Annotated in this window: 22 protein-coding genes; 8 read left to right on the top strand and 14 right to left on the bottom strand. The window is 36.4% G+C overall.

Annotated features, from left to right (window positions below; genetic code table 11):
• Positions 1-173: 173 nt before the first annotated feature.
• The 8 genes from BLT22_RS09720 to BLT22_RS09690 all read right to left on the bottom strand — a co-directional run bounded on the left by BLT22_RS09720 (position 174) and on the right by BLT22_RS09690 (position 9,307).
• On the bottom strand, positions 174-605 hold the full coding sequence (locus tag BLT22_RS09720; RefSeq protein ID WP_091762868.1) for a CopY/TcrY family copper transport repressor: 432 nt from the start codon (positions 603-605) through the stop codon (positions 174-176).
• 362 nt (positions 606-967) lie between these two features.
• Complete coding sequence (locus BLT22_RS09715) at positions 968-2,545, bottom strand: Mur ligase family protein (protein WP_091762866.1); 1,578 nt, start codon at positions 2,543-2,545, stop codon at positions 968-970.
• A 32-nt stretch (positions 2,546-2,577) separates the two neighbouring features.
• A complete protein-coding gene (locus tag BLT22_RS09710) occupies positions 2,578-3,786 on the bottom strand; it encodes a carboxylate--amine ligase (protein WP_091762864.1) in 1,209 nt (402 codons plus the stop codon).
• Complete coding sequence (locus tag BLT22_RS12375) at positions 3,779-3,934, bottom strand: hypothetical protein (RefSeq protein WP_176935444.1); 156 nt, start codon at positions 3,932-3,934, stop codon at positions 3,779-3,781. Before BLT22_RS12375 ends, BLT22_RS09710 begins: the two co-directional genes overlap by 8 nt.
• 279 nt (positions 3,935-4,213) lie before the next feature.
• A complete protein-coding gene (locus BLT22_RS09705) occupies positions 4,214-5,569 on the bottom strand; it encodes a M20 family metallopeptidase (protein ID WP_091762861.1) in 1,356 nt (451 codons plus the stop codon).
• 162 nt (positions 5,570-5,731) lie between these two features.
• Positions 5,732-7,633, bottom strand: a complete 1,902-nt coding sequence (locus BLT22_RS09700) for a PTS fructose transporter subunit IIABC (protein WP_091762859.1) — start codon at positions 7,631-7,633, stop codon at positions 5,732-5,734.
• A gap of 1 nt (position 7,634) precedes the next feature.
• Entirely contained in the window at positions 7,635-8,558 is a 924-nt protein-coding gene (gene pfkB / locus BLT22_RS09695; RefSeq protein WP_091762857.1) for a 1-phosphofructokinase, read from the bottom strand.
• Positions 8,558-9,307, bottom strand: a complete 750-nt coding sequence (locus BLT22_RS09690; protein ID WP_087057364.1) for a DeoR/GlpR family DNA-binding transcription regulator — start codon at positions 9,305-9,307, stop codon at positions 8,558-8,560. Before BLT22_RS09690 ends, pfkB begins: the two co-directional genes overlap by 1 nt.
• Before the next feature lie 268 nt (positions 9,308-9,575).
• On the opposite strand from BLT22_RS09690, the gene BLT22_RS09685 reads away from it, so the two are divergent.
• The 8 genes from BLT22_RS09685 (at position 9,576) to BLT22_RS09650 (ending at position 18,735) form a co-directional block, all read left to right on the top strand.
• Complete coding sequence (locus tag BLT22_RS09685; protein ID WP_087057363.1) at positions 9,576-10,973, top strand: MATE family efflux transporter; 1,398 nt, start codon at positions 9,576-9,578, stop codon at positions 10,971-10,973.
• A 446-nt stretch (positions 10,974-11,419) separates the two neighbouring features.
• On the top strand, positions 11,420-12,793 hold the full coding sequence (locus tag BLT22_RS09680) for an MATE family efflux transporter (protein WP_226910091.1): 1,374 nt from the start codon (positions 11,420-11,422) through the stop codon (positions 12,791-12,793).
• Between the two features lie 429 nt (positions 12,794-13,222).
• On the top strand, positions 13,223-13,600 hold the full coding sequence (locus BLT22_RS09675; protein ID WP_087057362.1) for a GntR family transcriptional regulator: 378 nt from the start codon (positions 13,223-13,225) through the stop codon (positions 13,598-13,600).
• Between the two features lie 3 nt (positions 13,601-13,603).
• A complete protein-coding gene (locus BLT22_RS09670; protein ID WP_087057361.1) occupies positions 13,604-14,293 on the top strand; it encodes an ATP-binding cassette domain-containing protein in 690 nt (229 codons plus the stop codon).
• Positions 14,290-15,138, top strand: coding sequence for a hypothetical protein (locus tag BLT22_RS09665; RefSeq protein ID WP_087057360.1), 849 nt, complete (start codon positions 14,290-14,292; stop codon positions 15,136-15,138). Before BLT22_RS09670 ends, BLT22_RS09665 begins: the two co-directional genes overlap by 4 nt.
• A gap of 15 nt (positions 15,139-15,153) precedes the next feature.
• Positions 15,154-16,326: a hypothetical protein gene (locus tag BLT22_RS09660; protein ID WP_091762854.1), complete on the top strand. Its 1,173-nt coding sequence runs from the start codon at positions 15,154-15,156 to the stop codon at positions 16,324-16,326.
• Between the two features lie 337 nt (positions 16,327-16,663).
• Positions 16,664-17,497, top strand: a complete 834-nt coding sequence (gene proB, locus BLT22_RS09655; protein WP_091762852.1) for a glutamate 5-kinase — start codon at positions 16,664-16,666, stop codon at positions 17,495-17,497.
• On the top strand, positions 17,494-18,735 hold the full coding sequence (locus BLT22_RS09650) for a glutamate-5-semialdehyde dehydrogenase (RefSeq protein ID WP_091762849.1): 1,242 nt from the start codon (positions 17,494-17,496) through the stop codon (positions 18,733-18,735). The genes proB and BLT22_RS09650 overlap by 4 nt, the downstream gene beginning before the upstream one ends.
• A 44-nt stretch (positions 18,736-18,779) precedes the next feature.
• On the opposite strand, the gene BLT22_RS09645 is transcribed toward BLT22_RS09650, so the two are convergent.
• From BLT22_RS09645 to BLT22_RS09620, 6 genes are read right to left on the bottom strand one after another with little or no spacing between them, the layout of a single operon-like run.
• On the bottom strand, positions 18,780-19,052 hold the full coding sequence (locus BLT22_RS09645) for a chorismate mutase (RefSeq protein ID WP_087057356.1): 273 nt from the start codon (positions 19,050-19,052) through the stop codon (positions 18,780-18,782).
• A complete protein-coding gene (aroC, locus tag BLT22_RS09640) occupies positions 19,045-20,142 on the bottom strand; it encodes a chorismate synthase (protein WP_087057355.1) in 1,098 nt (365 codons plus the stop codon). Before aroC ends, BLT22_RS09645 begins: the two co-directional genes overlap by 8 nt.
• A complete protein-coding gene (gene aroA / locus BLT22_RS09635) occupies positions 20,123-21,370 on the bottom strand; it encodes a 3-phosphoshikimate 1-carboxyvinyltransferase (RefSeq protein ID WP_091762847.1) in 1,248 nt (415 codons plus the stop codon). Before aroA ends, aroC begins: the two co-directional genes overlap by 20 nt.
• Positions 21,367-22,455: a 3-dehydroquinate synthase gene (aroB, locus tag BLT22_RS09630; protein WP_091762845.1), complete on the bottom strand. Its 1,089-nt coding sequence runs from the start codon at positions 22,453-22,455 to the stop codon at positions 21,367-21,369. Before aroB ends, aroA begins: the two co-directional genes overlap by 4 nt.
• A gap of 16 nt (positions 22,456-22,471) precedes the next feature.
• A complete protein-coding gene (gene aroF, locus BLT22_RS09625) occupies positions 22,472-23,512 on the bottom strand; it encodes a 3-deoxy-7-phosphoheptulonate synthase (RefSeq protein ID WP_087057352.1) in 1,041 nt (346 codons plus the stop codon).
• Positions 23,513-23,529: 17 nt separating this feature from the next.
• The gene (locus tag BLT22_RS09620) at positions 23,530-24,069 is read right to left on the bottom strand and encodes a hypothetical protein (RefSeq protein WP_091762843.1); all 540 of its coding nucleotides are present in this window, start codon (positions 24,067-24,069) and stop codon (positions 23,530-23,532) included.
• Positions 24,070-24,209 lie beyond the last annotated feature (140 nt).

Genomic DNA, 24,209 nt, shown 5'->3' with positions numbered 1-24,209 from the left:
CTTAATATAATTTTAAAAGCTGACCATTCTCTTCTGAGAATGATCAGCTTTTTGTCTTACATCATAATAATTTATCATTATCTGGTCCCTTTGAGAACATAAAATAGACTTTTTGCATATAACTATTCTAAATTCAAAATATCGTAAATCCATTCCTACCTGCCCTTATAACCTTAACCTAAAGAGCAATCACATTGTCCTGGTGTACATTCACACTGAATCATTTTAGGAGCCGATCGTTTTTTCATTTCCAGAAGTTTTTGCAAATGTTCAATATCTTTTATACTTAATGTGGTCTCTTCAATCATTTGATAGAGAACAGCTCCTCTTTTTTGAGAACATACTTGTTCTAATACTTCTTTGCTAGATTCTTGTATGGATTCTTGCTCAGTAACTTGAGGTGAATATAAATATTTTCTGCCTTCTTCAATTGTATTTAGTTTATTTTTTTTTACTAATCGACCAATCAGCGTTTTTGTAGTAGCTGGTTTCCAATTCATTTTATCTTCTAAAACTTCACTAATATATTTACTAGTGGTTTCTTTATTTGCCCAAACAACTCTCATGACTTCCCATTCTGAAGCAGTAATTTGATTTTCCTGCATGTTACCTTCTCCTTCTGTATGGCTAGATACTATTGTTGGTGATAGTTTACATCCGTAAACAAAAAAAGTCAAGGTTTCTATTGTATTTAAAGTTTACTATATAAAAAGTCAGTATAAAATTGTTAACTCTTCTATACTGACTTTTTTCTTATTCAGTTGTCCCTCATTCATCCATTTGGACAAGATCCAGATTTCTAACTATTCATATAATTTTGCTTATAATTGAATAGTTCATATTCCCTATCCCTTAAGTTCTATAATCCCTCTAAAAAAATAGGATTTGTCTTGCAGCAATTTATATGAAAACGCAGCTATTACTTTCAGTTTATGCCAGCTAACTTAACCTACTGATGATTTTCAATTTACTCACTAACATCTTCTTTATTTAAAAATGATTCATCTATTCCAGCAACTCTCTCTTCTAAAGGTGCTAGTACAGCTTCTGCATCTAATTCGGGTCTCATTTCGACAAGCTGGTTCAGAATATATTTAGCTCCAAAGTCCATTCCTTGTGCCCCTCCCATTACGATTAAATCTCCTGCTTCCACTTGTTCAAGACTTGATTTCAAAGCTTCCGGCATTTCATGATGTAACTCAACTTCTACTCCAACTTTTTCCATCGTTTTTTCAAATGCTTCAAGTTCTTCTGGAGTTACCCTGTCTTTACTGGTTACATGAGATTCACTCAGAGAGACGATTACTTTTTTTAATCCTAGTTCTGGAATCCATTTAGCTAGTGTTTCTGCATTTTCAAGGTTAGTAGTAACCCCTCTGCTTCCACGAATCGCATAAACGAGATGTAAATTCTTATAATCCATTTTAGTTAGGGTTTCAAGTGTAACATCAATATTCCCTGCATTAGCAAAGTGATCATCTACTATTTTAAAATCACTTTCATAGATAAACTGGAATCTGCGTTCTACCCCTTTAAAATTTCTGATCCCCTTCTGAATCGTTGGGATAGAAACCCCGCTGATCAGACCAATAGCAATTGCACTCAATGAATTGTACACAGAGTGATATCCAGCTACTGAAAGGGTTATTTCAAAAGAAGCTTCCTTAACCCAATCCCCATTTACTGTTTGAAAAGGTCTTTTGATCTGAACTGTGAAGGTTCCTCTTCCTGTGGACAAGTCAATACCTGAACAATATAGGTGTCCATTATCATTTTCAATACCGTAAGTGACCGTAGTTGCTTTAGTTTCGTCAACTAGAGATGCTGAATGAGCATCATCTAAATTTAATACTGCGAACTCATCGTCAGAAGCTTCTCTAATTAGACTTGCTTTTGCATTATAATACTCTTCAAAGGACCCATGAAGATCGATGTGTTCGCGACTAATATTATTCAGTGCTACGATATTAAAGTCAACATTTCCTACCCGTTTCAAATCTAATGCTGAAGAAGAGACTTCCATCGTTACATGGGAAACATCTTCGTCACGCATTTTCGCAAAGTATTCATGCAAATCAAGCGACTCAGGTGTTGTTAAAATACTCGGAATCAAGGTATCGCCGAATTTAACCATGACAGTCCCCATAAGTCCGGTTTTCCAATTGTTTTCTTCTAAAATTGCATTAGTCATAAATGAAGTTGATGTTTTTCCATTTGTAGCTGTGATCCCTATTACATTTAAGTCTTTAGAAGGGTGATTAAAATACTGGTCACTGAGTGCCGCTAGAGCTTGACGAGAATCATCAACTAAGTATTGAGCAACCTGCAAGCTAGGGATGAATTCCTCTACTACAAGGGCTACTGCTCCACTTTGTACTGCCTTTTCTGCATAGTGATGTCCATCTGTCTTATACCCCTTGATACAGACAAATAATGAATTTTTCTGAACATCTTTGGAATGGTAAGTAATATTAGAAATCTCTTTTTCTTCTGTATTCTTTTTATCTTTGACAGCAATTACTTCCATTAATGTATCTATTTTCATGAATTTACTCCTCTATAAATGTCATAAACTTTTTACCATTTTGCATTTTTATACTTCTTATTGTATCTGATTTGCCTAACCAACAAATATAATTTTCGTAGAATTGATTTATCTTTTTTATAAAACAAAGGATTCATCATTTTTTTATTAGTTATCAGCATTTCGACTTCATTATTTATTTCTTTGTTGGTAATGTATTTTTTCAAGATATATTTGGGTACGATTGTAAATAATACTTTTTCATACGCATATACAAGTTCTTTCCTTTTGGCGAGAATAATATCATCTACTAAGAACTTCGCTAAATTATACCCCATTTGAGTGGCATAATAACTGGAACGTCCTTGCCTTACATTAACTTCAAATACTTTGAACTGATTATCTCGCTCATCATATTTCAGATCAACATTTGCAAAGCCTCTATAGCCTATATCTTCTAGAAAATCTTTTAACTGTTCCATGACTTCTTTATTATATCGGGATATGACTGCCGTATAATTCCCAATTGCTGTAGCTTCATGTTCTTGGAGCGCTACTTGTCCAAACGTCACCAATTCTGCTTTCCCTTCACTATTAACATAGAGTACAGAGTCCCATATTAAAGTATCGTCACCAGGAATATAATCTTGAATGATTAAACTATCTCTATAGCCACTGTTTTCTATCTTTTCTATTACGTCTTTGATTTCTTCATAAGAGTTTACTCTGTAAACTTTTTCTTGTCCTATAAATTTATGACGGTAATATTCAATCCCATTTGCGGGTTTTATGATAACCGGATAACGAGAAATGGATAGATCAAATGGGTCACCAACCTTGTGGAAATTCGTTTCGGGAATAGTGAGACCTTTTTGTTCCGCTAGCTTATAAAACTCTTTCTTATCCTGAAGCTTATTTAATAAATCTTCTTCTAAATAATTAAAGACAAAAGTATTAGATAACGCTTCTTTGTTCTCCACAATCAAACGGACATAATGATCATTGGTCCCTACTAAAATTAGTTGTTTATCTTTTTTGTTTATCTTTTCAGCATATGCAGTTAACAACTCTACAAAATGAGCTGGATCATCTAGTTGATCACTGAGTTCTACCTTTTCAATGATTGAACTATAATGCGTAAACCCCATTTGCATCTTTCCAATTAGATAAGGTTTTATTCCATATTCATCATGGAAGCAAGCTGACATATAGTAAGCATTAATATCCGTTCCTACAATTACTGGAATAAATGTGTTATTCATATAAACCACCTACATTCATAATATTTCCTTTTATGCACCATAAGCGATCTATGTTCTCAGCATAGATCGTAGTTATCTGGTAAACATCTTTCAGGTTTCTTCCTTCATTTCCTACTGGAACCAATTTCTTCGCACAGTTAGTTCCCAACAGATTCATTCTATCAAATCTGTTAAATAGTCTTCCATTAATCTACTCTAGTTCTTTCATTTAATGTAGATAGTTTTATTTTTTATCTTAGTTATCACGTTACTTGATATAGGAAAAAAGTCAATAGTTACCTTTCATTTTCCAGTTACATTTCCATACTCTCATTATACCTTATCATTATCTTTAATTCTTTATAGCCCGTCTCAAACTAGATGATTCCTTGATATTTAATCAAGGAATCATCTAGTTCGCAGAGTCACACCGTAATTACTAAACTATTTATTCTAAACTTGTTTTGCAACATAACTGATAAATTGCTTCTGCATATATATCCATCGCTTTATATAGTTCTTCTACTATTATTCCTTCATTTTCCTGATGAGCTAAACTCGGACTTCCTGGGAAATGTGCGCCAAAAGCTACCATATTCGGCATTGAGCGAGCGTAAGTAGCCCCTCCAGAAGTCATAGGCTCTTTTAGATCTCCTGTTTTTTCTTTATAAATGTCCATTAACGTTTTCACTAGTGAACTCTCTTTAGGGACATAAAGCGAGGGAAGCTCATCAAACTTCTGAAATTTCAATCCATAATTTCCTGCAACTTCTTTTAATTGTTTAACTAGTTCTATTGAAGTAAAAGAAACTGGAATTCGCATATCTATCATTACTTCGGATTGATTTTCATCTATGCTTAAAGAAGCTACATTAAAAGTCAGTTCTCCAGAAATCGCATCACTGATTTTACCAAAAATACTAAATCCATTTGTTTCTGTATCCACTTTTTCTGCTAAAAATGAAATGGTCGGATGAGACTGAAAGCTGACTAATTGTGCAGCTAGTAAATTAATCGCATTAACGCCTTCAAAAGCCGTACTAGCATGTACCGCTTTTCCATGTACGGTGATTTGCTCATCTGTCAGTTCATACTGATTTCCTGCTTTGGAGAATGCCTTAGCTAATAACTCTTTTTCATCACCTTTATAAGTAGCAGTTGCTGGTACAACGTTAGGAGCTCCAGGGCAATCTAGTTTCACTTTATCAGAGCCTCGGCCAATCAATTTGAATTGCAAAAGTCCTTTTTCTGCGTAAGTAAGCGGAAATGCACTATCTGGTACAAATCCCACATCAGGTATGTCTTCAAATTTTTTGTATTTATCCATACCACGCCATAAACTTTCTTCATCCGTTCCAAACACGAATCTCAATTTGCGGTTAAAGGTTTCTCCTGCATCTACTAGTGCTTTAAACGCATATAACGTTGCGATTGTAGGTCCCTTATCATCTTGCGTTCCTCTGCCATAGATGACACCATCTAGTTCGGTAGCTTCAAATGGGGCAGTATTCCACTTGGCGGCATCCCCTTCAGGTACTACGTCTAAATGGCATAAGATCCCGACTGTTTCTTTACCTTCTCCGTAATCAGCATACCCATAATACCCCTCCGGGTCATAGTAAGTCTGCATACCTAATTCTTCACATAACTGGAGGGCTTCTTTTAATACTAGATCAATTCCTTTTCCAAATGGTAAGCCCCCCTGTTTTGACTCCACTGGTGTATTATATGAAGGAATATTAACTAGCCTTTCTAACGCAACCAAACTTTCCTTTTTAATCGCCTCTGTAACGTATTTTTTCATCTTATTCTCCTTTATGTAAATTTTTATCCAAATCTGCTTTTATTTATATTCTTTTCTTTCTCCTTAAATACGTTACTAGTTTGTGTGAAAAAGTCAAGCATTCAAACTAAAAAACCCGTCTTCCCCTTTTAGTAGGAAAGACGAGTTTTTTCAACTAAATGATTATACTAAGTTCTTAGCTACTGCTTCTTTCTTTGTACCTTCAACTTTAGGCTTCCAAATCCCTAAAATCAGCGTTGAAACTGCTGTACCGATTATTAATGCAAGGAAGAATAAAAATCTGTTCTCTCCTAATAATAACGCAACTATTGCCCCACCATGAGGAGCTGGGATAGAAGTACCCCATAATTGAGTTAACCCGCCACCTACTGCAGAACCAATAATGGAAGATCCGATAACCCGAATGGGATCGGCTGCTGCGAAAGGAATAGCACCTTCAGTGATGAAAGATAGTCCAAGAACAATATTAGAACCGCCAGACTGTTTCTCTAAATCTGTAAATTTATCTCTAAAGATGAATGTAGCTAATCCGATTGCTAGTGGCGGAATCATACCACCCATCATAACGGCAGCCATTAGACTTCCATCACCAGTGTCTGTATAAATTCCGATAGAGAATGCATAGGCTGCTTTGTTGAAAGGTCCACCCATATCAATTGCCATCATACCGCCTAGAACCGCGCCTAATAATACCGCATTTCCAGTTCCTAGATTATTCAAGAACCCAATCATTGCTTCGTTAATTGTTGTAAAGATCGGAATAATCAAAACCATTACTATCCCTGTTAACAATAATCCTAATACAGGGAATAAAAGAATCGTTTTTAACCCCGCAAATGCTTTTGGAACTCCAGCAAGCATTTTTTTAACAAAGTTCATTAGATATCCAGCTACGAAACCACCGATCAATCCACCTAAAAATCCAGCACCACTTTGACTTGCCATAAATCCGGCTGCCATACCTGGAAGTAACCCTGGTCTATCTGCGATACTATATGCAATATATCCAGCTAATACCGGAATCAAGAATTGGAAAGCCGCTCCACCAATACTATTCAATGAAGTAAATAAAACATGTTCGCTTCCTAAAAACTGTTCAACAATAAAGGAAATTGCAAGGATAATCCCGCCACCAACAACGAATGGCAGCATGTGAGAAATCCCGTTCATTAAGTCTTTATATAATGTATTCCAGACGCTTCCGCCTTCATCTTCTGAGTCGTTGCTTTCAGTTGAATCCCCATCTATTCTTAATACAGGTGCTTGCTGATTCATCGCTTTAGTAATTAGTTCTTCTGATTTGTTAATTCCTTCTGAAACCGGACGTTGTAAAACGTGTTTCCCGTTAAAACGAGCAAGTTCTACTTTTTTATCTGCTGCGATAATGACCCCATCTGCACGACGGATTTCATCCGCAGTCAATTGATTCTTCGCGCCATCTGATCCGTTTGTTTCAACACGTATCGTTACACCCATTTCATCCGCTTTGCGTTTCAAAGCATCTTCTGCCATGTAAGTATGTGCAATTCCTGTAGGACATGCTGTAACGGCTACGACGAATTTTTTATCTGCAGACTCACCGTCTGTACTTGGTGCTACTTCTTTAGTATCTTCTTCAGATTCTGCGAATATTGCTTGTACATCTTCCGGCGTACTCGCTTGATCCAATTGTTCAAGTACTTCTGGGTTAACTAATTTACGAGAGAGTGAAGCTAATACTTGCAAGTGTAAATCATTCCCGCCTTCTGGAGCAGCAATCATAAATAAGTAATGCGTTGGTTGTCCGTCTAATGATTCATAATCTACTCCTTTAGAAGACTTAGCGAACAACACTGCTGGTTCTTTTACTGCTTTGTTCTTAGAATGCGGCATTGCAACACCATCACCTAATCCAGTTGAGGTTTGTGCTTCACGCTGCATGATACCTTCTTTATACGTTTCTTTATCAGAAATAACATTTTTCTCCGATAAGCGCCCAATCATTTCATCGATTGCAGCTTCTTTTTCAGTTGCTTGAAGATCTAATATCATTAGGTCTTTTCTTAATAAGTCATTAATTTGCATTTTACTTCTCCTCCAATACTTCGATTTTTATTTGTGAAAGCAGTTCTTCTATTTTGTCTTTTGTTGCCAAGTCTTCTTCAAACGCCGTTGCACTTCCAGATGCAATACCATATTTGAATGCTTCTAGAGAATCTCCAGTTTGTTTCAACGTACCTGTAAATCCAGCTACCATCGAATCTCCTGATCCTACAGAGTTTTTCAGATTGCCTTTAGGAGCTTTTCCGTGATACACGCCTTTTTCAGTAAATAGCATAGCCCCTTTTTCTGCCATTGATATAATGACATGTTGCGCTCCAGCTTCAACTAATTTTTTACCATATCGTTTCAAGTCCTCTTCTGTGTCAAGACTGACATCAAATAATTCTTCTAACTCATGGTTATTTGGTTTGATCAGTAATGGTTTTGAAGAAAGCGCATCTTTCAGCTCTTTTCCCGTAGTGTCAATTACAAATTCCGTTCCTGTCTGTTTCAATTTCTTAATAATTTCTTGATAAAAATTTTCTGTTAGTCCTTTTGACTTACTTCCTGATAAAATAACCACATCTTCTTTGGTCAAATTAGAAAGAATACTCATTAATTCATTAGCTTTTTCTTGAGAAATATTAGGTCCGAGACCATTAATTTCTGTTTCGTTATTACTTTTCACTTTGACATTTATCCGTGTATCTTCTTCTACTTGAACAAATTCAGTTTGAATATTTTCTTTTTTTAAAGCATCTTCAATGAACTTTCCTGTAAACCCACCGATAAATCCAAGCGCTTTATTTTCTATATTTAACTGAGATAATATTCTAGATACATTGATTCCCTTTCCACCAGGAAATTTACGGTCTTTCTGGATTCGGTTTACTGCTCCGGTCTTTACTTCACTATCCATATAAACCACATAATCAATCGATGGATTTAATGTGACTGTGTAAATCATTAAGTTCTCTCCTCTATCACTCGCGTTAAGTTTGCAAGTGCCCTATTTTCTTCTGTTAATTGAGTGGTAATAATCGTACAATCTTCAATATCACTCACTTTAACAAAACTGATTGTTCCGAATTTAGATGGATCCGTCAAAACATATGCTTCCGTTGTCTGAGCGATTGCTACTTTCTTCATAATAGCTTCTTCAAGATCAGGGGTAGTATATCCAATCTCTTTATCTATCGAGTTCATTCCTAAAAAGGCACGGCTGAAACGATAATTTCCCATCTGTTCCTGGGCTAAGGTTCCTATAATTGCTTTTGTATTTTGCTTGATTTTCCCACCAAGTAAAATTGTTTCAATTTTCAAGTCTGTTAGTAAAGATGCATGGGGAACACCATTTGTTACCACAGTGATCTCTTTATCTTTCAAATAAGGAATCATTTCAAATGTTGTCGTTCCTGCATCTAAGTAGATTACTTCGTGATCTTGAACAATATCAGCGGCTGCTTTAGCAATTAATTGCTTGTCTTGAACGTTTTTGACCGTTTTTTCTTCCATAGTATCTTCAGTAGAAATGGCCACTTTTCTCTTTGCCCCACCATGAATGCGAACCAATTCACCATTTGCTTCAAGCTGACTTAAATCTCTACGAATCGTTGATTCCGAATGGTGTAAAGTATCAACAAGTTCTTGAACGGTAATCGTATTCCTTTGGTTGATCTGTCTAATGATATAAGCGTATCGCTCCTCTGTAAGCACTTACTTCACCTCTCAGTTAATAATATACCATCCAATACAATCAAAATCAATCAAAAAGTTTCTTTTTCTGTCATCTATGTCTTTTTTTGTTCACGTTTTTTAGCTACGTTCTATTGACCTCTCTATTTAATATGAAAATATAAGAACTCTATTGCTTTTATCTCTCAGCTAGCTATAATAACTGGGTACATGCTTTATTTTATCTTCATTATAAATTGATATTATTAAAAACTTATTTTCATCTTTTAGAATAGGAGGATTTACTTTAATGAAGAAAGACATGACAACAGGTAGTCCGATGAAGCTGATTTTAAGCTTTACTGTCCCCTTGTTGATCGGCAATCTATTCCAGCAGTTTTATAATATGGCTGATTCTTACATCGTCAGTCAGACCGTAGGAGTGGAAGCTTTTTCGGCTATTGGCTCAACCACCAGTTTACAATTCTTGATTATTGGGCTTGCGATTGGTTTAACGGCTGGCCTATCCGTCATTACTGCCCAGCGTTTTGGTAGAAAGGATGAGGAAGCCCTTAGAAAAAATTTGGCTGCTAGTGTGGTTATTAGTATTGTAATTGCCATTATTCTGACCTTGTTGACTACTACTTTTACTGAAGAAATTTTGACATTGATGCAGACACCTGAAGAAACTTACCAGTACGCTTACAATTATTTGAATGTGATTTTCTGGGGAATCGGTGCTACACTCTTATTCAATTTACTTGCAAACCTATTGAGAGCATTGGGAGATAGCAAAACTCCGCTCTACTTCTTGATATTGACTTCTATCTTAAATATCATCCTTGATTATGTTCTTATTCTTTATTTTGATATGGGAATCAGAGGCGCTTCTGTCGCTACAGTCATCTCTCAAATTGTTTCCAGTATTTTATGTCTGATATTTATTTGGAAAAAAGTTCCACTTCTTAGAATTCATAAAGAAGATTGGACTTTTAACTGGCCTGAATACAAAGAGCATTTGAGAATTGGCTTACCTTATGGGTTTCAGTATTCCATTATAGCAATTGGAGCTGTTGCGATTACCGTTACTTTAAATAAATTGGGCGCCAATGCTGTTGCTGCTTTTACAGCTGCTCAAAAAATCGATACCGTTGCTATGTTGCCCCTGCAATCTTTCGGTGTCACCATGTCGACGTACGCGGCGCAAAATTATGGTGCACGTAAATTAAATCGAATCTGGTACGGTGTAAACCAAGCCATTAAATTAAGCTTATCTTACAGTATAATAATTGGCATTGTTCTATTAATATGGGGTAGACAATTAGCTTTACTTTTTGTAGGTGCAGGTGCATCAGCTGAAGTGATCAGTATGATTCAACAATTCTTTTTAACGAACTCAACTTTATATGCTATTTTATCTTTACTATTTATTTACCGTCATACTCTTCAAGGTTTAGGGAATAGTTTGGCCCCTACAGTTGCAGGTATCGGAGAACTAGTTGCGCGAGCAGGTGCTGCAACTTTACTTTCTATACCTTTCGGGTTTCTAGGAGCTGCTTTATCAAATCCTTTGGCTTGGATTGCTGCATTAATACCGCTTGCCCTGGCTTATTATTCTACGAGACGAAGTTTATCCGGACGCGTGTCTAATGTTTTAGAAGAAATCGAAGCCATTACTCCTGAATTAAAGCCTCAAAAGGTAAAATAACTTAATCAGTTAGAAAGCTACAGTCATCTTCCTATTAAAATGGAAGATGACTTTTTCTATAGACCTATTTCAATCTCACTACATAAAACTTTGTGAAATTAAATAATTTCTATTAAATATTTCCAGTTCATTTTTTTGTCGCATTTTCATAAAAAGCTATATACATCAGCGTTTGGCTCTGCAATAACAATGAAAACGCATAACTGAAACAGCATCCAACCCCGTTCACATTCCTTTCACAAAGAATAGTTCAAAAGGGGTTGTATTCTTTTAAAAAGTGCCTATACTTGTCAAAAGTGTTAACAATAAATATTGTTCGATACGCTTTATAAAAAGAAATCAATCACTCATTGGCTAACCATTTATTTATTACTGAACTTATTCATAAGCCAACCTAAATAATGAATTATTCGAAAACGACTCAAGCATAACTGGAGGTTATCATATTGTACAAAGACATGACTAAAGGCAACCCACTTAAATTAATCGTAATGTTCTCTATCCCACTTATCTTAGGAAATTTATTCCAACAAATGTATCAAATGGCAGACACTTTCATCGTTAGTAAAACCATCGGTGTCGAAGCTTTTGCAGCTGTTGGGGCAACTGGCAGTATCAACGGTTTAATCTTAGGACTAGCAATCGGATTGACTGCAGGTTTATCTGTATTGACAGCACAACGCTTCGGAACAAAAGATGAAACTAAAATCAGACAGAACTTAGCAGCTAGTGTTATTATTTCTGGAACTATGAGTGTAATTTTGACTATTGTAGCAGTCATCTTCACTCGTCAAATTTTAGAATTCATGAATACTCCTGCTGAATTGCTTGAACATGCATACAGCTATCTGATTGTATTGTTCTCTGGTATCGGAGCAGCTGTAATGTTCAACTTGATCTCAAATATCTTACGCTCTATTGGAAATAGCCGTGCACCGCTAGTATTCTTAATCATTACGTCTATTTTGAATATCGTTTTAGACTTAGCCTTTATTCTAGTATTTGACATGGGTGTTGCTGGAGCAGCTTTAGCAACTGTTATTTCTCAATTTGTGTCTAGTATAATCGGATTACTATATATCAAGAAAAATGTTCCTATTTTACGTATTCATAAAGAAGACTGGGCAGCTGGATTTAAACAAATAAAAGAGCACTCCGCGATTGCATTCCCAATGGGATTCCAAAGCTCAATCATCGCAATTGGATCTATCGCTATCCAAATGACGTTAAATAGCTTAGGACCTGAAGCTGTTGCAGCAACGACTGCAGCTCAAAAAATAGATGGCATTGCTACTTTACCACTGGTTTCTTTTGGTATCACAATGGCTACTTTCTCAGCTCAAAATTACGGCGCTGGCAATATTGAGCGTGTATGGCAAGGTGTACGCACTACATTAAAAGTTGTATTAACTTACAGTGCTGTTATCGGTCTAGTATTAGTATTCTTTGGTCGTCCGCTTGCTGCACTTTTCGTAGGCTCAGGAAATACAGAAATTCTAGACTTATCTCATTTGTACTTTGCAACAAATGCGCCATTCTATTTCTTGCTTGCTATGTTATTTATCTATCGTTATACACTTCAAGGACTTGGGAAAAGTACTGCGCCTACAATGGCAGGAATTATGGAGTTATTCTCTAGAGTTGGAGCTGCGTTGCTGCTTTCAAATTCCTTAGGATTCGCAGGTGTTACACTTTCTAACCCACTGGCTTGGTTAGCTGCACTTGTTCCATTAACATTCTCTTACTACAGCCTGAAACGTCGTCTAGACGGGACAGAACGTCCAAAACTGTTACCTAAATTAGCTGGTTTAATCCGTTAAGACTTATCCCTAAATCCTGTTATCTGTTTTTAAAAAAACAGATAACAGGATTTTTCTAATTATAGATTCTACCAAACGCCTATACGCTTATGTTTTTTACTCCCTCAATCAATCTGTACCCATAACACTTACTTCTACTTACTTCAATTATCCACATATTGTTAGCACTACTCTTTTCCATTTTTAACTCTTTAAATTTTTCTAAATTCTAATAGATAGTATAATAAACAGTTGACTCACTAAGTGTATGCACTATATAATACACCTATCGAATGTATCACCAACTTAATACACTTAGCATTCTTTGCCCAAGGTGTATTAATCAATTAATACAGATGAAGTGTGAATGAATCATAAGTTCTTAAAATAGCCTCAGAGAAGAAATTGATTATTTTAAGTTACTTAGCTTATCAGAAAGGAGTACTGCATATGGATTTGATTTTAAATAAACGTGACCCTATTTACTTACAAGTAATGCATTTTCTAAAAAAAGAAATTGTAGCTGGACACTTAGAGCCTGGAGAAGAAATCCCTTCTCGAAGACAGTTGGCTAATGATTTAAAGATAAATCCCAACACCGTACAACGTGCATACAGTGAAATGGAGGTAGAGAAATTGATTCATACTGAACCCAATAGACCTAGTAAAATAACTGAAGATCCAAATATCATAAGGCAGCTAAAACAAGCATGGGTAAATCAGGCTGTTAAAGACTTCGTCAGTGCTATTCGCACTGTAGATATCTCTATAGAGGAAGTAACAGAATTAATCAAAACTGAAATGGATCATACTAAAGTTGGAGGTTAAAAAATGTTAGAAGTTATAGATATTCATAAAGATTTTGGAAGAAAAAAAGTATTAAGAGGGGTTTCCTTCACTGCTGATAAAGGAGATATTACCTGTTTAATCGGAATTAACGGAGTTGGTAAAACAACTATATTGAACTCCATTATGAATTTAACCCCCATTAAAAAAGGCAAAATCTTAGTAGATGGGCAAGCTCAATCACCTGAGCTATATAACAAAATCACTTTTATCCCAGATGCTTCTATTATGCTGCCAGGTATGACTGTACAAGAGGCAATTGATTTCATGAAAGATTATTATTCTGCTTGGAACGATAAGCGAGCAAAAGATTTGATTCGTTTCTTTCGTTTAAAAACAACGGACAAAATACAAGATCTATCAAAGGGAAATCAGGCAAAAGTTAATTTACTCGTTGGTCTATCTTTGGATGTAGACTATATATTAATGGATGAACCATTTTCGGGAATTGATATTTTTACTAGAGAACAAATCGCAGAAGTCTTCAGCAGTCGGTTGGTAGAAGACCGAGGTGTGCTGATTACCACGCATGAAATTGCTGACATTGAACACTTAATCGACAAAGTAGTTTTACTTGACGATGGTTTGATTATAAAAGAATTTTATGCTGAAGAAATGAGAGAAAAAGAAGGCATGTCTGTAGTAGATGTCATGAGGGAGGCTTTCAACGTATGAAAAATCAATTAAAACATTTTATTAGATTAGTGAACTTTGAATTTGAACGGATGTACAAATTCCTGTTCAGTATTATGACCATTCTAATCTTAACTAATTTGGCTGGGTACATTATTGGCCCACTTGCTTATGTTAAAAACGCAAATGATATCATGAAATCAGAGTCATTAAATGTCTCGCAATATATAGAATTCTATGGGTCGTTTTCATTGGAAAGCATTACTGGATCGCTTTGGATTCAAGGGCCAATAGCATTAGGGATTATTGGTTTTTTATTCTTTTCAATCTTTATCTGGTATCGGGAATGGCTAGGGAAAAATACTTTTATCTATCGGTTATTGATGTTGCCAATATCTAGGATGCATATCTATTTTGCTAAACTACTTATGGTTTTCATAGGCATTTTCAGTTTACTCTCTTTACAGATCTTTTCTTTATGGATCGGGAGTCTTATATTACCCAACTTAATACCAGCAGGGTTTTTCAATGCTATGACTATATCTGAAGTTATTAGCAGAGGAACTATTTTCCCAATACTCCTTCCCAACATTTTAGAAGTGTTTTTAGGTGCATATGGTCTAGGTCTCGTTTCAATTTTAGTATTATTTACAATTATCTTATTAGAAAGAAGCTACCATATCAAAGGACTTCTTCTCGGCATCCTTTATGCCACTATCTGTTTCGGGTTTGTAGTTTCTCCAAATTTAATCTTGGTAATTTTTAAAAATAATTTTATTTTGTTTAATTCCGAATTGATTATTTTAATGAGTATTTTTGCTTTTATAGTTGGTGTATCCTCTATTCTAATTAGTCGATATTTACTCAAAAATAAAATCACTGTATAGAAAGGACTGAAAAAAGTGGCTAAATACACGAAATTAATCGGAACAATTATTTTTACGCTCATCACTTTTAGTGTTTATAGCATTTCTCAAGGGCAGAATTCAACTAATCAAACCTTAACGCTTTCTACTATTGAAGGCGATCCGTCTTATATAGACGCTCTTTATCTAGCTGGTTATGCTTTTACGAACACTGACTCGGATGATCCAAGTTTTGTTTATCAGAATGGAGACTTTACTTTTCTTGAAGAACTATCTTTTTTAGATAAAATCGATCATTCAACTAACCCCTTAATCAACAAAATAAAGGACAAACATGCATCATTTTTAAGAGGGAAATCTCCTTATGCTACTTTTGAAGAAAACAAAGAACGCATCATTTATGCTTCCTCCAGATCAGATATTTACTGGTCGAAAAGCACTGCCAATCAGTTATCAGTTTCTGTTTTAGAAAAATCCACCAATAAAGAAACTACGGATGTTTTTTCTTTACCGGATAATTTGCAAAAATCTGATTTTATGAATTTAAGAGATGTTTACATTACCTATCCCAAAATCTATTTTACTGTCGGGACCAGTAATCCTTCTACCAATACCGAAGCGTTATCCGTATTATCTGTTGATTTAGAAGATTCCGAGCCAAAGTTAAAACTTGTAAGAGAATTTGACTCCGAGTTTAATGATACAAATAATGGAAACTATACTGGATTAAGCACTAGTAATTCCAGATATTTGAATTTGAATTCTACCTATTATTCAGACGAGGGAGAATCTACTGTAAGCAAAATGGCTTTTTATGATTATTCTGAAGATAAAATTTTAGATATGCCAGATTTAGAAAAATTAAGCTCGCCTGTAGTTTTAGAAGCAGAAGAAGGTTTATATATTGCAGCTGCAGCTGAACATGGCTACACTATTTACAAAGCCGACACCGCAAAATCTCCTGTAGCCTTATCCAAAATTACCGAAATATCAGGGTCAGCTGAAAGTAGTACATTATATCCCACTTTTATCTTCAATGATTCGCTTTATTCTTATGAAGAAATATATGCTGATAAAAACAGCACATCTTTTATTCAAACAAACGATCTTGAAACTGGAGAACTAACCTATCGCGGGAAATTAACGAGCAACAATGAAAAAGATGAAAATGTATATTTTTCTTTAACAGAATTTGAATTAAGTGAATAAAGCAATTCCTGCCATTCTCTATCTTCCTGAACTAGAGAATGGTTTTTTGGAACATTCTAACTTTTTTAAAATTCTATCAGCTTTTCAATAAATAAATTTGTCTGAAAGTAAACTAACTCCTCTTGTAGATAAAGAAATCAATAAAACGGATAGTAATAATTCTGCATTTTTTCTTCAGAATTTAACTAACTGATTTTTTTATGCTGACGGAAAACAATCTCGCTAAATCATTGGATACGTATCTAGATTTTCTTAATATAAATTGTTATACTGTGAGAAATTATGAATTTTCAGAAAAATAAGTACCTAGATACTCAATATTAGAATGGATGAACCCATGTCAACTTCTATCAGACAATCATTATCACAAAGTAATCGTATCGTAATAAAAGTTGGAACAAGTACAATTATGTATCCAAATGGATCCATTAACCTGCAACGGTTAGAAAAACTTGCTTTCGTATTAAGCGACTTAAAAAATCAAGGTAAGCAGGTTATCCTTGTATCATCCGGAGCAATTGGAGTAGGATTGTCTCGCATGAATCTAACAGAACGACCAGTGACGATACCTGAGCAACAAGCCATTGCAGCCATTGGGCAAACAGAACTGATGAATTTATATAGTCAGTTTTTCTACCACTATGGTCATCAAGTCGGTCAAGTTTTATTGACAAAGGATGTTGTGGATTTTCCTGTTAGCCGAAAAAATACTGCGAATACCTTTGAGCAATTACTAATCAAAAATGTTATTCCTATTGTAAATGAAAATGATACCGTTTCTGTTGAAGAACTGGAACATTTAACTCGTTTTGGTGATAACGATACTTTATCCGCTATTGTTTTAGAAATTACAGATGCAGATTTGCTTATTCTATTATCTGACATTGATGGCTTCTATGACAAGAATCCTACAGCTCATAAAGATGCTCTATTATTTAACACAATAGATGAAATCACTGATGCAACATACGCCTTAGCGAGCGATTCAGGTTCTCGTTTTGGAACTGGTGGGATGACAACTAAACTAAATGCTGCACAAAAAGTTCTAGAAGAAAAAAAACAAATGGTTTTAGCAAATGGAGAAGATCCTGCGATTCTATTCCAGATTTTAGCTGGTGAACAGCTTGGTACGTTGTTTACCCCTGCTCAGAAAGGAGAAACCTCACTATGACTTTGATCAACTTAGGCAAACATGCAAAAGCTTCTACTAAATTCCTTGCCCATGCTTCTGCCAAGGAGAAAAATAATGCCTTGAATAAGATGGCTCAAGCTTTACTGACTCATAAAGAACAGATTTTAAAAGCTAATCAAAAAGATACAGCTGTTGCAGCAGAAAATGGGATTAACGATACTATGCTAGACCGTTTAACCCTGACTGATGAACGCATTACCGCTATGGCTGAAGGGTTAATAGATATTTCTTTACTCTCCGATCCGATTGGCTTAGTTAAAGAGATGTGGACAAATGAAGCTAGTTTAAGAATTGGGCAGCAGACTGTGCCGCTTGGCGTTATTGGAATCATTTATGAATCACGTCCTAACGTGACCTCTGATGCTGCGGGATTGTGTTTCAAATCAGGAAACGTCGTAATCCTGCGTGGAGGAAAAGAAGCTTTTCATTCAAATAAAACAATCGTTGAAGTGCTTCAAAAGGGGCTAGAATCTACCTCTTTCCCAAAAGAAGTCATTCAGCTTGTTGAAGATACTTCCAGAGAGACAGCTCGAGAAATGATGCAGTTGAATCGTTACCTAGATGTCTTGATTCCTCGAGGCGGTGCGAATCTGATTAAAACAGTCGTAGAAAATGCTACTGTTCCAGTTATTGAAACAGGCACTGGAAACTGTCATATATATATCGACCGAACTGCTGATCTTAAAATGTCTACAGATATTATTGTCAATGCAAAAACGTCTAGACCTTCTGTCTGTAATGCCGCAGAGACCTTGTTGATTCACGAAGAGGTTGCAGAAGACTTTCTTCCTGTTATTGAGCAAGCTTTAACAGAATGGAACGTAGAATTGCGTGCTGACGAAGCTGCTCAAGCTATTTTTACTCAGTCGATTCCGGCTACTGAAAAAGATTGGGAAACAGAATTCTTAGATTATATTTTAGCAGTGAAAGTTGTTTCTTCTATTGATGAGGCTATTACTCATATTAATCACTACAGCACCGGACACTCTGAAGCAATTGTTACGAGTGAGTATAATGCCAGCCAGCAGTTCCATAAAGAAGTTGATTCAGCTGCAGTCTATATTAATGCATCGACTCGATTCACAGATGGATTTGAATTCGGCTTCGGAGCTGAGATTGGGATCAGCACTCAGAAATTGCATGCTAGAGGACCCATGGGATTACCTGAATTAACTTCTACTAAGTATATCGTTTTTGGTGAAGGTCAAATAAGATAAGCTAAAAGCAATGAGTATCTGAATAGATATTCATTGCTTTTTATTTATGATTTCATCATTTTCGTTTGAGTCTCTTTAGTAATGTCCATCATAGATTGGAAAAACTTTGTCAGCTCTTCTTCAAATTGCTTGTCTTCTAGACGATTTACATTTTTAGCGATCACTTTCTGTTCTCGACTGGCATCTAGCACAGGTAGGTTATGCTCTTTTTTATACTCTCCAACTTTCAGTACAGTCTTTAATCGCGCTTCGAATAATCGGGTCAAATCCTGATCGATTGCATCAATTCCCTGTCGATATTGTTCTAATTCACTCATGATGCTGTCCTCCCATCATCAAGTCCATCAATCCAAGTGCAGTAACAGCTTCTAATACAGGTAGAACACGTGGTACGATACACGGATCATGTCGGCCTTCCACTTCCAGCTCAGCCGCTTTCTCTTCTCTAACATTAATGGTCTGTTGTTTTTTCTTGATGGATGCTGGTGGTTTGACTGCTGCTCGGAAAACAACCGGCATGCCATACGTAATACCACCGATAATACCACCATTATTGTTTGAACGAGTTTTAACTTGTCCCTGTTCATCATAGTAGTATTCATCATTTGCTTCTGAGCCTCGCATCTTTGTGATATCAAACCCTGTTCCGAATTCGATCCCTTTGATTGCCGGGACTGCAAAGACTAAATGCGCTAATTGAGACTCGACAGAATCAAAAAATGGATTTCCATAACCTGCATCTAATCCTAATACAAAGGTTTCAACCACTCCACCCACAGAATCGCCCTCTTCTTTTGCTTCTACGATCAAATCTTTCATTTCTGTTTCTTTTTCAGCATTAAATAATGGCAATTGCTGTTCTTTGAAAGACTGAATCTGTTCTAAAGTTACTTCTTTTTGATCAGCGAACGATTCATCTTCAATCATACCGATCGACTGGATATGCGATCCGATCGTTACACCTTTTTGTTTAAGCCACTGCTTACAGATTGCTCCTGCAAAAACTAGCGGTGCTGTGATTCTACCTGAGAAATGCCCACTTCCTCGATGATCATTATGACCTTTGTAACGCATCCGCCCAGGATAATCTGCCTGTCCCGGTCGCATGACATTTTTAAGTACACTATAGTCTTTTGAGCGTGTATTCGTATTCCAGATAATGGCAGTAAGTGGTGCTCCTGTTGTCTTGCCATCTAATAGACCACTTAAAATTTCCGGTTGATCCTTTTCTTTTCTTGGTGTCGTCAGTTCGTTTCTACCTGGCGCTCTTCTTGCCATTTCAAATAGTACTTGCTCCATATCTATTTCTAATCCCGGTGGCAAACCATTTATTGTAATGCCGATTGCCACACCATGGGATTCTCCAAATATTGAGACTTGTACGTTTTTACCCCATATTCCACTCATGTATTTCTCCTCCTGCTTCTTGAAAAACTTCCCAGAAATCGGGATAAGATTTTTTAACACACTCTGTATCCTTAATGATAATTGGTACTTTACACATCGTTGAAGCAATCGCCAGCATCATCGCCATTCGGTGATCCTTATGACTCCAGACCTCTTGACCGCCCTCTAATATTGGAATACCTTCAATATGCAATGCATCTCCTACAACCTCTATCTTTGCGCCTAAAGTTACTAATTCTTTTTGAGTGGCCATTAAGCGATCACTTTCTTTGATCCGAAGTCTCTCAAGATTGATTAGTCTTGTTGTGCCTTTACTCAAGGCAGCAACTAAGGCAACGATTGGAATAATGTCGGGTACTTGGGCACCGTCTATCACCCGTTCATCCATTTGCTTACTCAACTCTTCCAATATCTCTACGATTTCCCGGTCGCCTTGTAGAGAGTCTTCGTTCAGTCCTTCGACTGAAATCTCATTAGCCAACTTTCGAGCACTTAACCAGAAAGCAGCTTGTGAATAATCACCTTCTACCTCATAATCCTGTGCTTGATAAGATTGGTTTCCTTTTATTTTGAAATATTTATACTCTTTGTCATGATCAATCTCTATTCCGAAAGTACTGAGTACAGATAAGGTCAAGTCAATATATCCTTTAGATTCTAAATTGGTTGTGATTTTAAGGGCCGATTCTCCATCAAGCAGCGGCAGTGTCAGCAGCATACCTGTAATAAATTGAGAACTGATATCTCCAGCCATTTCATAAACACCTGGTTTCAAATGTCCTTCAATCGTCAAATCAAGTAAATCCGTTGGTGCTGATTCATATCTCAGTGACTGATGCTCAAATATTTCCTGATAGGTTTTTAGCGGTCGCTGACCTAATTTCCCTTTTCCTGTAAATCGTGTTTCTCCTTCAAACAGCGTCGCTAATGGCACAAGAAAACGGAGTGTAGAGCCAGATTCATTACAATCAATTTTCTGACTACGCCTAGATGTTCCTAAGCCAACTCCATCAATAGTCAGGGTGTCTCCCTCGTGCAGAATCACCGCTCCAAATGCTCGCATGCCTTCAATAGTTGCTTTGATATCATCCGACAGCTGGATATTACTGATTACACTTCGGCCATCTGCCAGACTAGCACAAATGACTGCTCGATGCGCCATGCTTTTCGAAGGAGGAACCGTTACTATTCCATTTAATTTTTTGGGAATAACTTTTAAAGTCGTCAACTTGTTGTTCCCCCTTTCTTTAATGAATCAAAAAACTGTCCATCTGTTTTGTATTTTTGTGCTTTTCCAATTTCATCTAAGATAATGACATTTAAACTGCCTTCAAAATTCTTTTTATCTTTTTTAATGTAAGATAAGATTTCCGCATAGTCTTTAGGTTCTACTAGTTGTGTCGGCAAGTGATGTTTTTCTAAGATAGAAATGATTTTTTCAGTTGTGCCACTTTTTGTCAGAGATTTCTCTTCTGCGATTTTTGATAACTCTACCATCCCGATTGCAACTCCCTGACCATGAGAATACATTTCATAGTTATAATAAGCTTCTATCGCATGACCTAGAGTATGTCCAAAATTCAGCAGCATCCGTTCACTTGTATCCTTTTCATCTGCCTGTACAACCTCTTTTTTTATTGTACAACAAGTTTCAATAACCCATTCGATCTGTTCCATGACTTCTGACCTTGAAGAGCATTCGGCCAGGTGAGTAAAAAATGCCTGATCTTTTATACAACCATACTTGATGACTTCTGCCATCCCACCAGCAAATGACTCATCTGTCAAAGTTGCAAGTACTAATGGATCAATCATCACTAAATCTGGATGATAGAATGCTCCAACCAGATTTTTTCCTTCAGGTAAATCTACACCGACTTTACCACCAACACTGCTATCTACTTGCGCAAGTAAAGTTGTTGGAATTTGCACGAAAGAAATTCCTCTTAGATAAGTCGCAGCTGCAAATCCTGTTATATCTCCTACTACACCCCCGCCTAATGCAATAATCAGATCGCTTCTCGTTAATCCAGATTCTATTAACTGGCTGTAGATATCAGGCATGGAACTGAATGTCTTTGTTTGTTCTCCCGGCGGTAAGACAATGCACTGAACGTCATATCCCACTGCTTTCAATTGATTTAACACTGTTTCACCATAGTAACCGTGAACTGTCTCATCTGTTACGACCATGATTTTTGAACCGTTAAAGATCTGAGCAATCTCCTTACCCGCTTTATTTAAAAGTTGTTTCTCGATTTTCAAAGTATAACTTGTCTCATTTACAGGAATCTCTACAGTGATTTCAGGCATGTTTTACCTCCTTATATTATTTTGTCAAGAGTGTTGATGCTTCTTGAATAGAACGTCCTTCGATTTCTGCTAGTTTACGAGCTTTCACCATTAGTTCTGCAAATTCGTCTGGTGTCAGACATTGTTCTCCATCACTCCACGCATTTGCTGGATCATCATGGACTTCAATCATCAGACCATCAGCTCCGGCTGCAATTCCGGCTTTTGCTCCAGCTTCAACAAGGTAAGACATCCCACCAGCATGACTTGGGTCAATAATAATTGGTAAATGAGACAACTTTTTGATTACTGGCACAGCTTGAATATCCAATGTGTTTCTAGTTTCTGTTTCAAAGGTACGAATGCCTCTTTCGCATAAGATCACATTCTCATTTCCTTCAGACATAATGTATTCCGCTGACATCAACCATTCTTTGTATGTGGCAGATAAACCGCGTTTTAAAAGAACCGGTGTATTAGTTTTTCCAACTTCTTTCAGTAAATCAAAATTCTGCATATTACGGGCACCAATCTGAATCATATCTACCGAATCTACAAATTCATCAATCCATTTTGTAGACATTAGCTCTGTAACAATCGGAAGACCTGTTTCAGCTTTTGCTGCTTGCAGCATTCTTAATCCTTCTAACTCTAGCCCCTGGAAACTGTACGGAGATGTTCTCGGTTTAAAAGCCCCTCCACGTAAGAAGTTTGCACCCGCTGCTTTAATGCGTTTGGCTACATGGATAATCTGCTCTTCGCTTTCTACAGAACAAGGTCCGGCAATAATACCTAATTGACCGCCTCCGATTGTTTCTTTATCAATTTTCACGACTGAATTTTCCGGATGGAATTTTCTATTCGCTCGTTTGTATGGTTCTTCAACCCGTAAGATTTGTTCCACTTCCGTCAATGCCTGTAATTGATGCGTGTCAATCCCGCTTGTATCTCCAATAAGCCCTAGAAAATCTCTCTTAATGTCTGAAAAATGACTGACAGATACACCTCTTGCTTCTAGTCTTTCTATAATTTTTTTGATCGAATCAGCTGTTATCCCTTGTTTTAATACGATTATCATTATTATTCTCCTCTTTTTCATTCATTTATTTTGTACAAACACCAAACCATTACAGGTTCGTAGCGTTCTTCCACTCTATGTTCCGGATATTTCTCTTTTTCATATACATCTTCACTGATAATGGTGTACTTCATTTTTTTCTTTCGAAAAGCTGTCCACGCTTTATATTTACTATCGGTAAAATGAATCAGTGTCCGATCTGCTATCTTCTCTAAATATTTTTTCATAAATATAGTTGTTGCCGGATGAATCATCGCCGTATTCTCTACATATTTTGTGTTTTTCACCAATACCATTGGTTTAGTATTTTTTTTGAAAACTTTAACTAATTCAACTTTGTCCCAATAATCATAATTGAATTCTTTCCATCCGTATTCTTTTCTTGCACTTTTAAAAGCTACTGGAAATAATACATGCTGACCTTTAAGCTGATCTAGATTATGAAGCAAGCTGTCAAAAGACGGATACTCAACGATATCATCCTCCTCTGACTTAAGAAGCGATTCTGCTGCTGCATAACTATCTGTACTACTTGGGCCAAGCGTGTGGATGATCATTTTAGTTGCTCCTTCCTTTTATTTTTGTTTGTTTTCGCTCTCTAGGTTCGCCTAGTACTGTGGCCGTAACTCGCTTCGCTTCAAACGAGCCTGCTAAGCGGTGACTACGCTCTCTTCGTTCGCCTAGTACTTTGCCCGTA

Source organism: Marinilactibacillus psychrotolerans (assembly GCF_900101525.1).
Lineage (GTDB): Bacteria > Bacillota > Bacilli > Lactobacillales > Carnobacteriaceae_A > Marinilactibacillus > Marinilactibacillus psychrotolerans.
The sequence above is the reverse complement of the archived record's forward strand: the minus strand, read 5'-3'. Positions and strand labels throughout refer to the sequence as shown.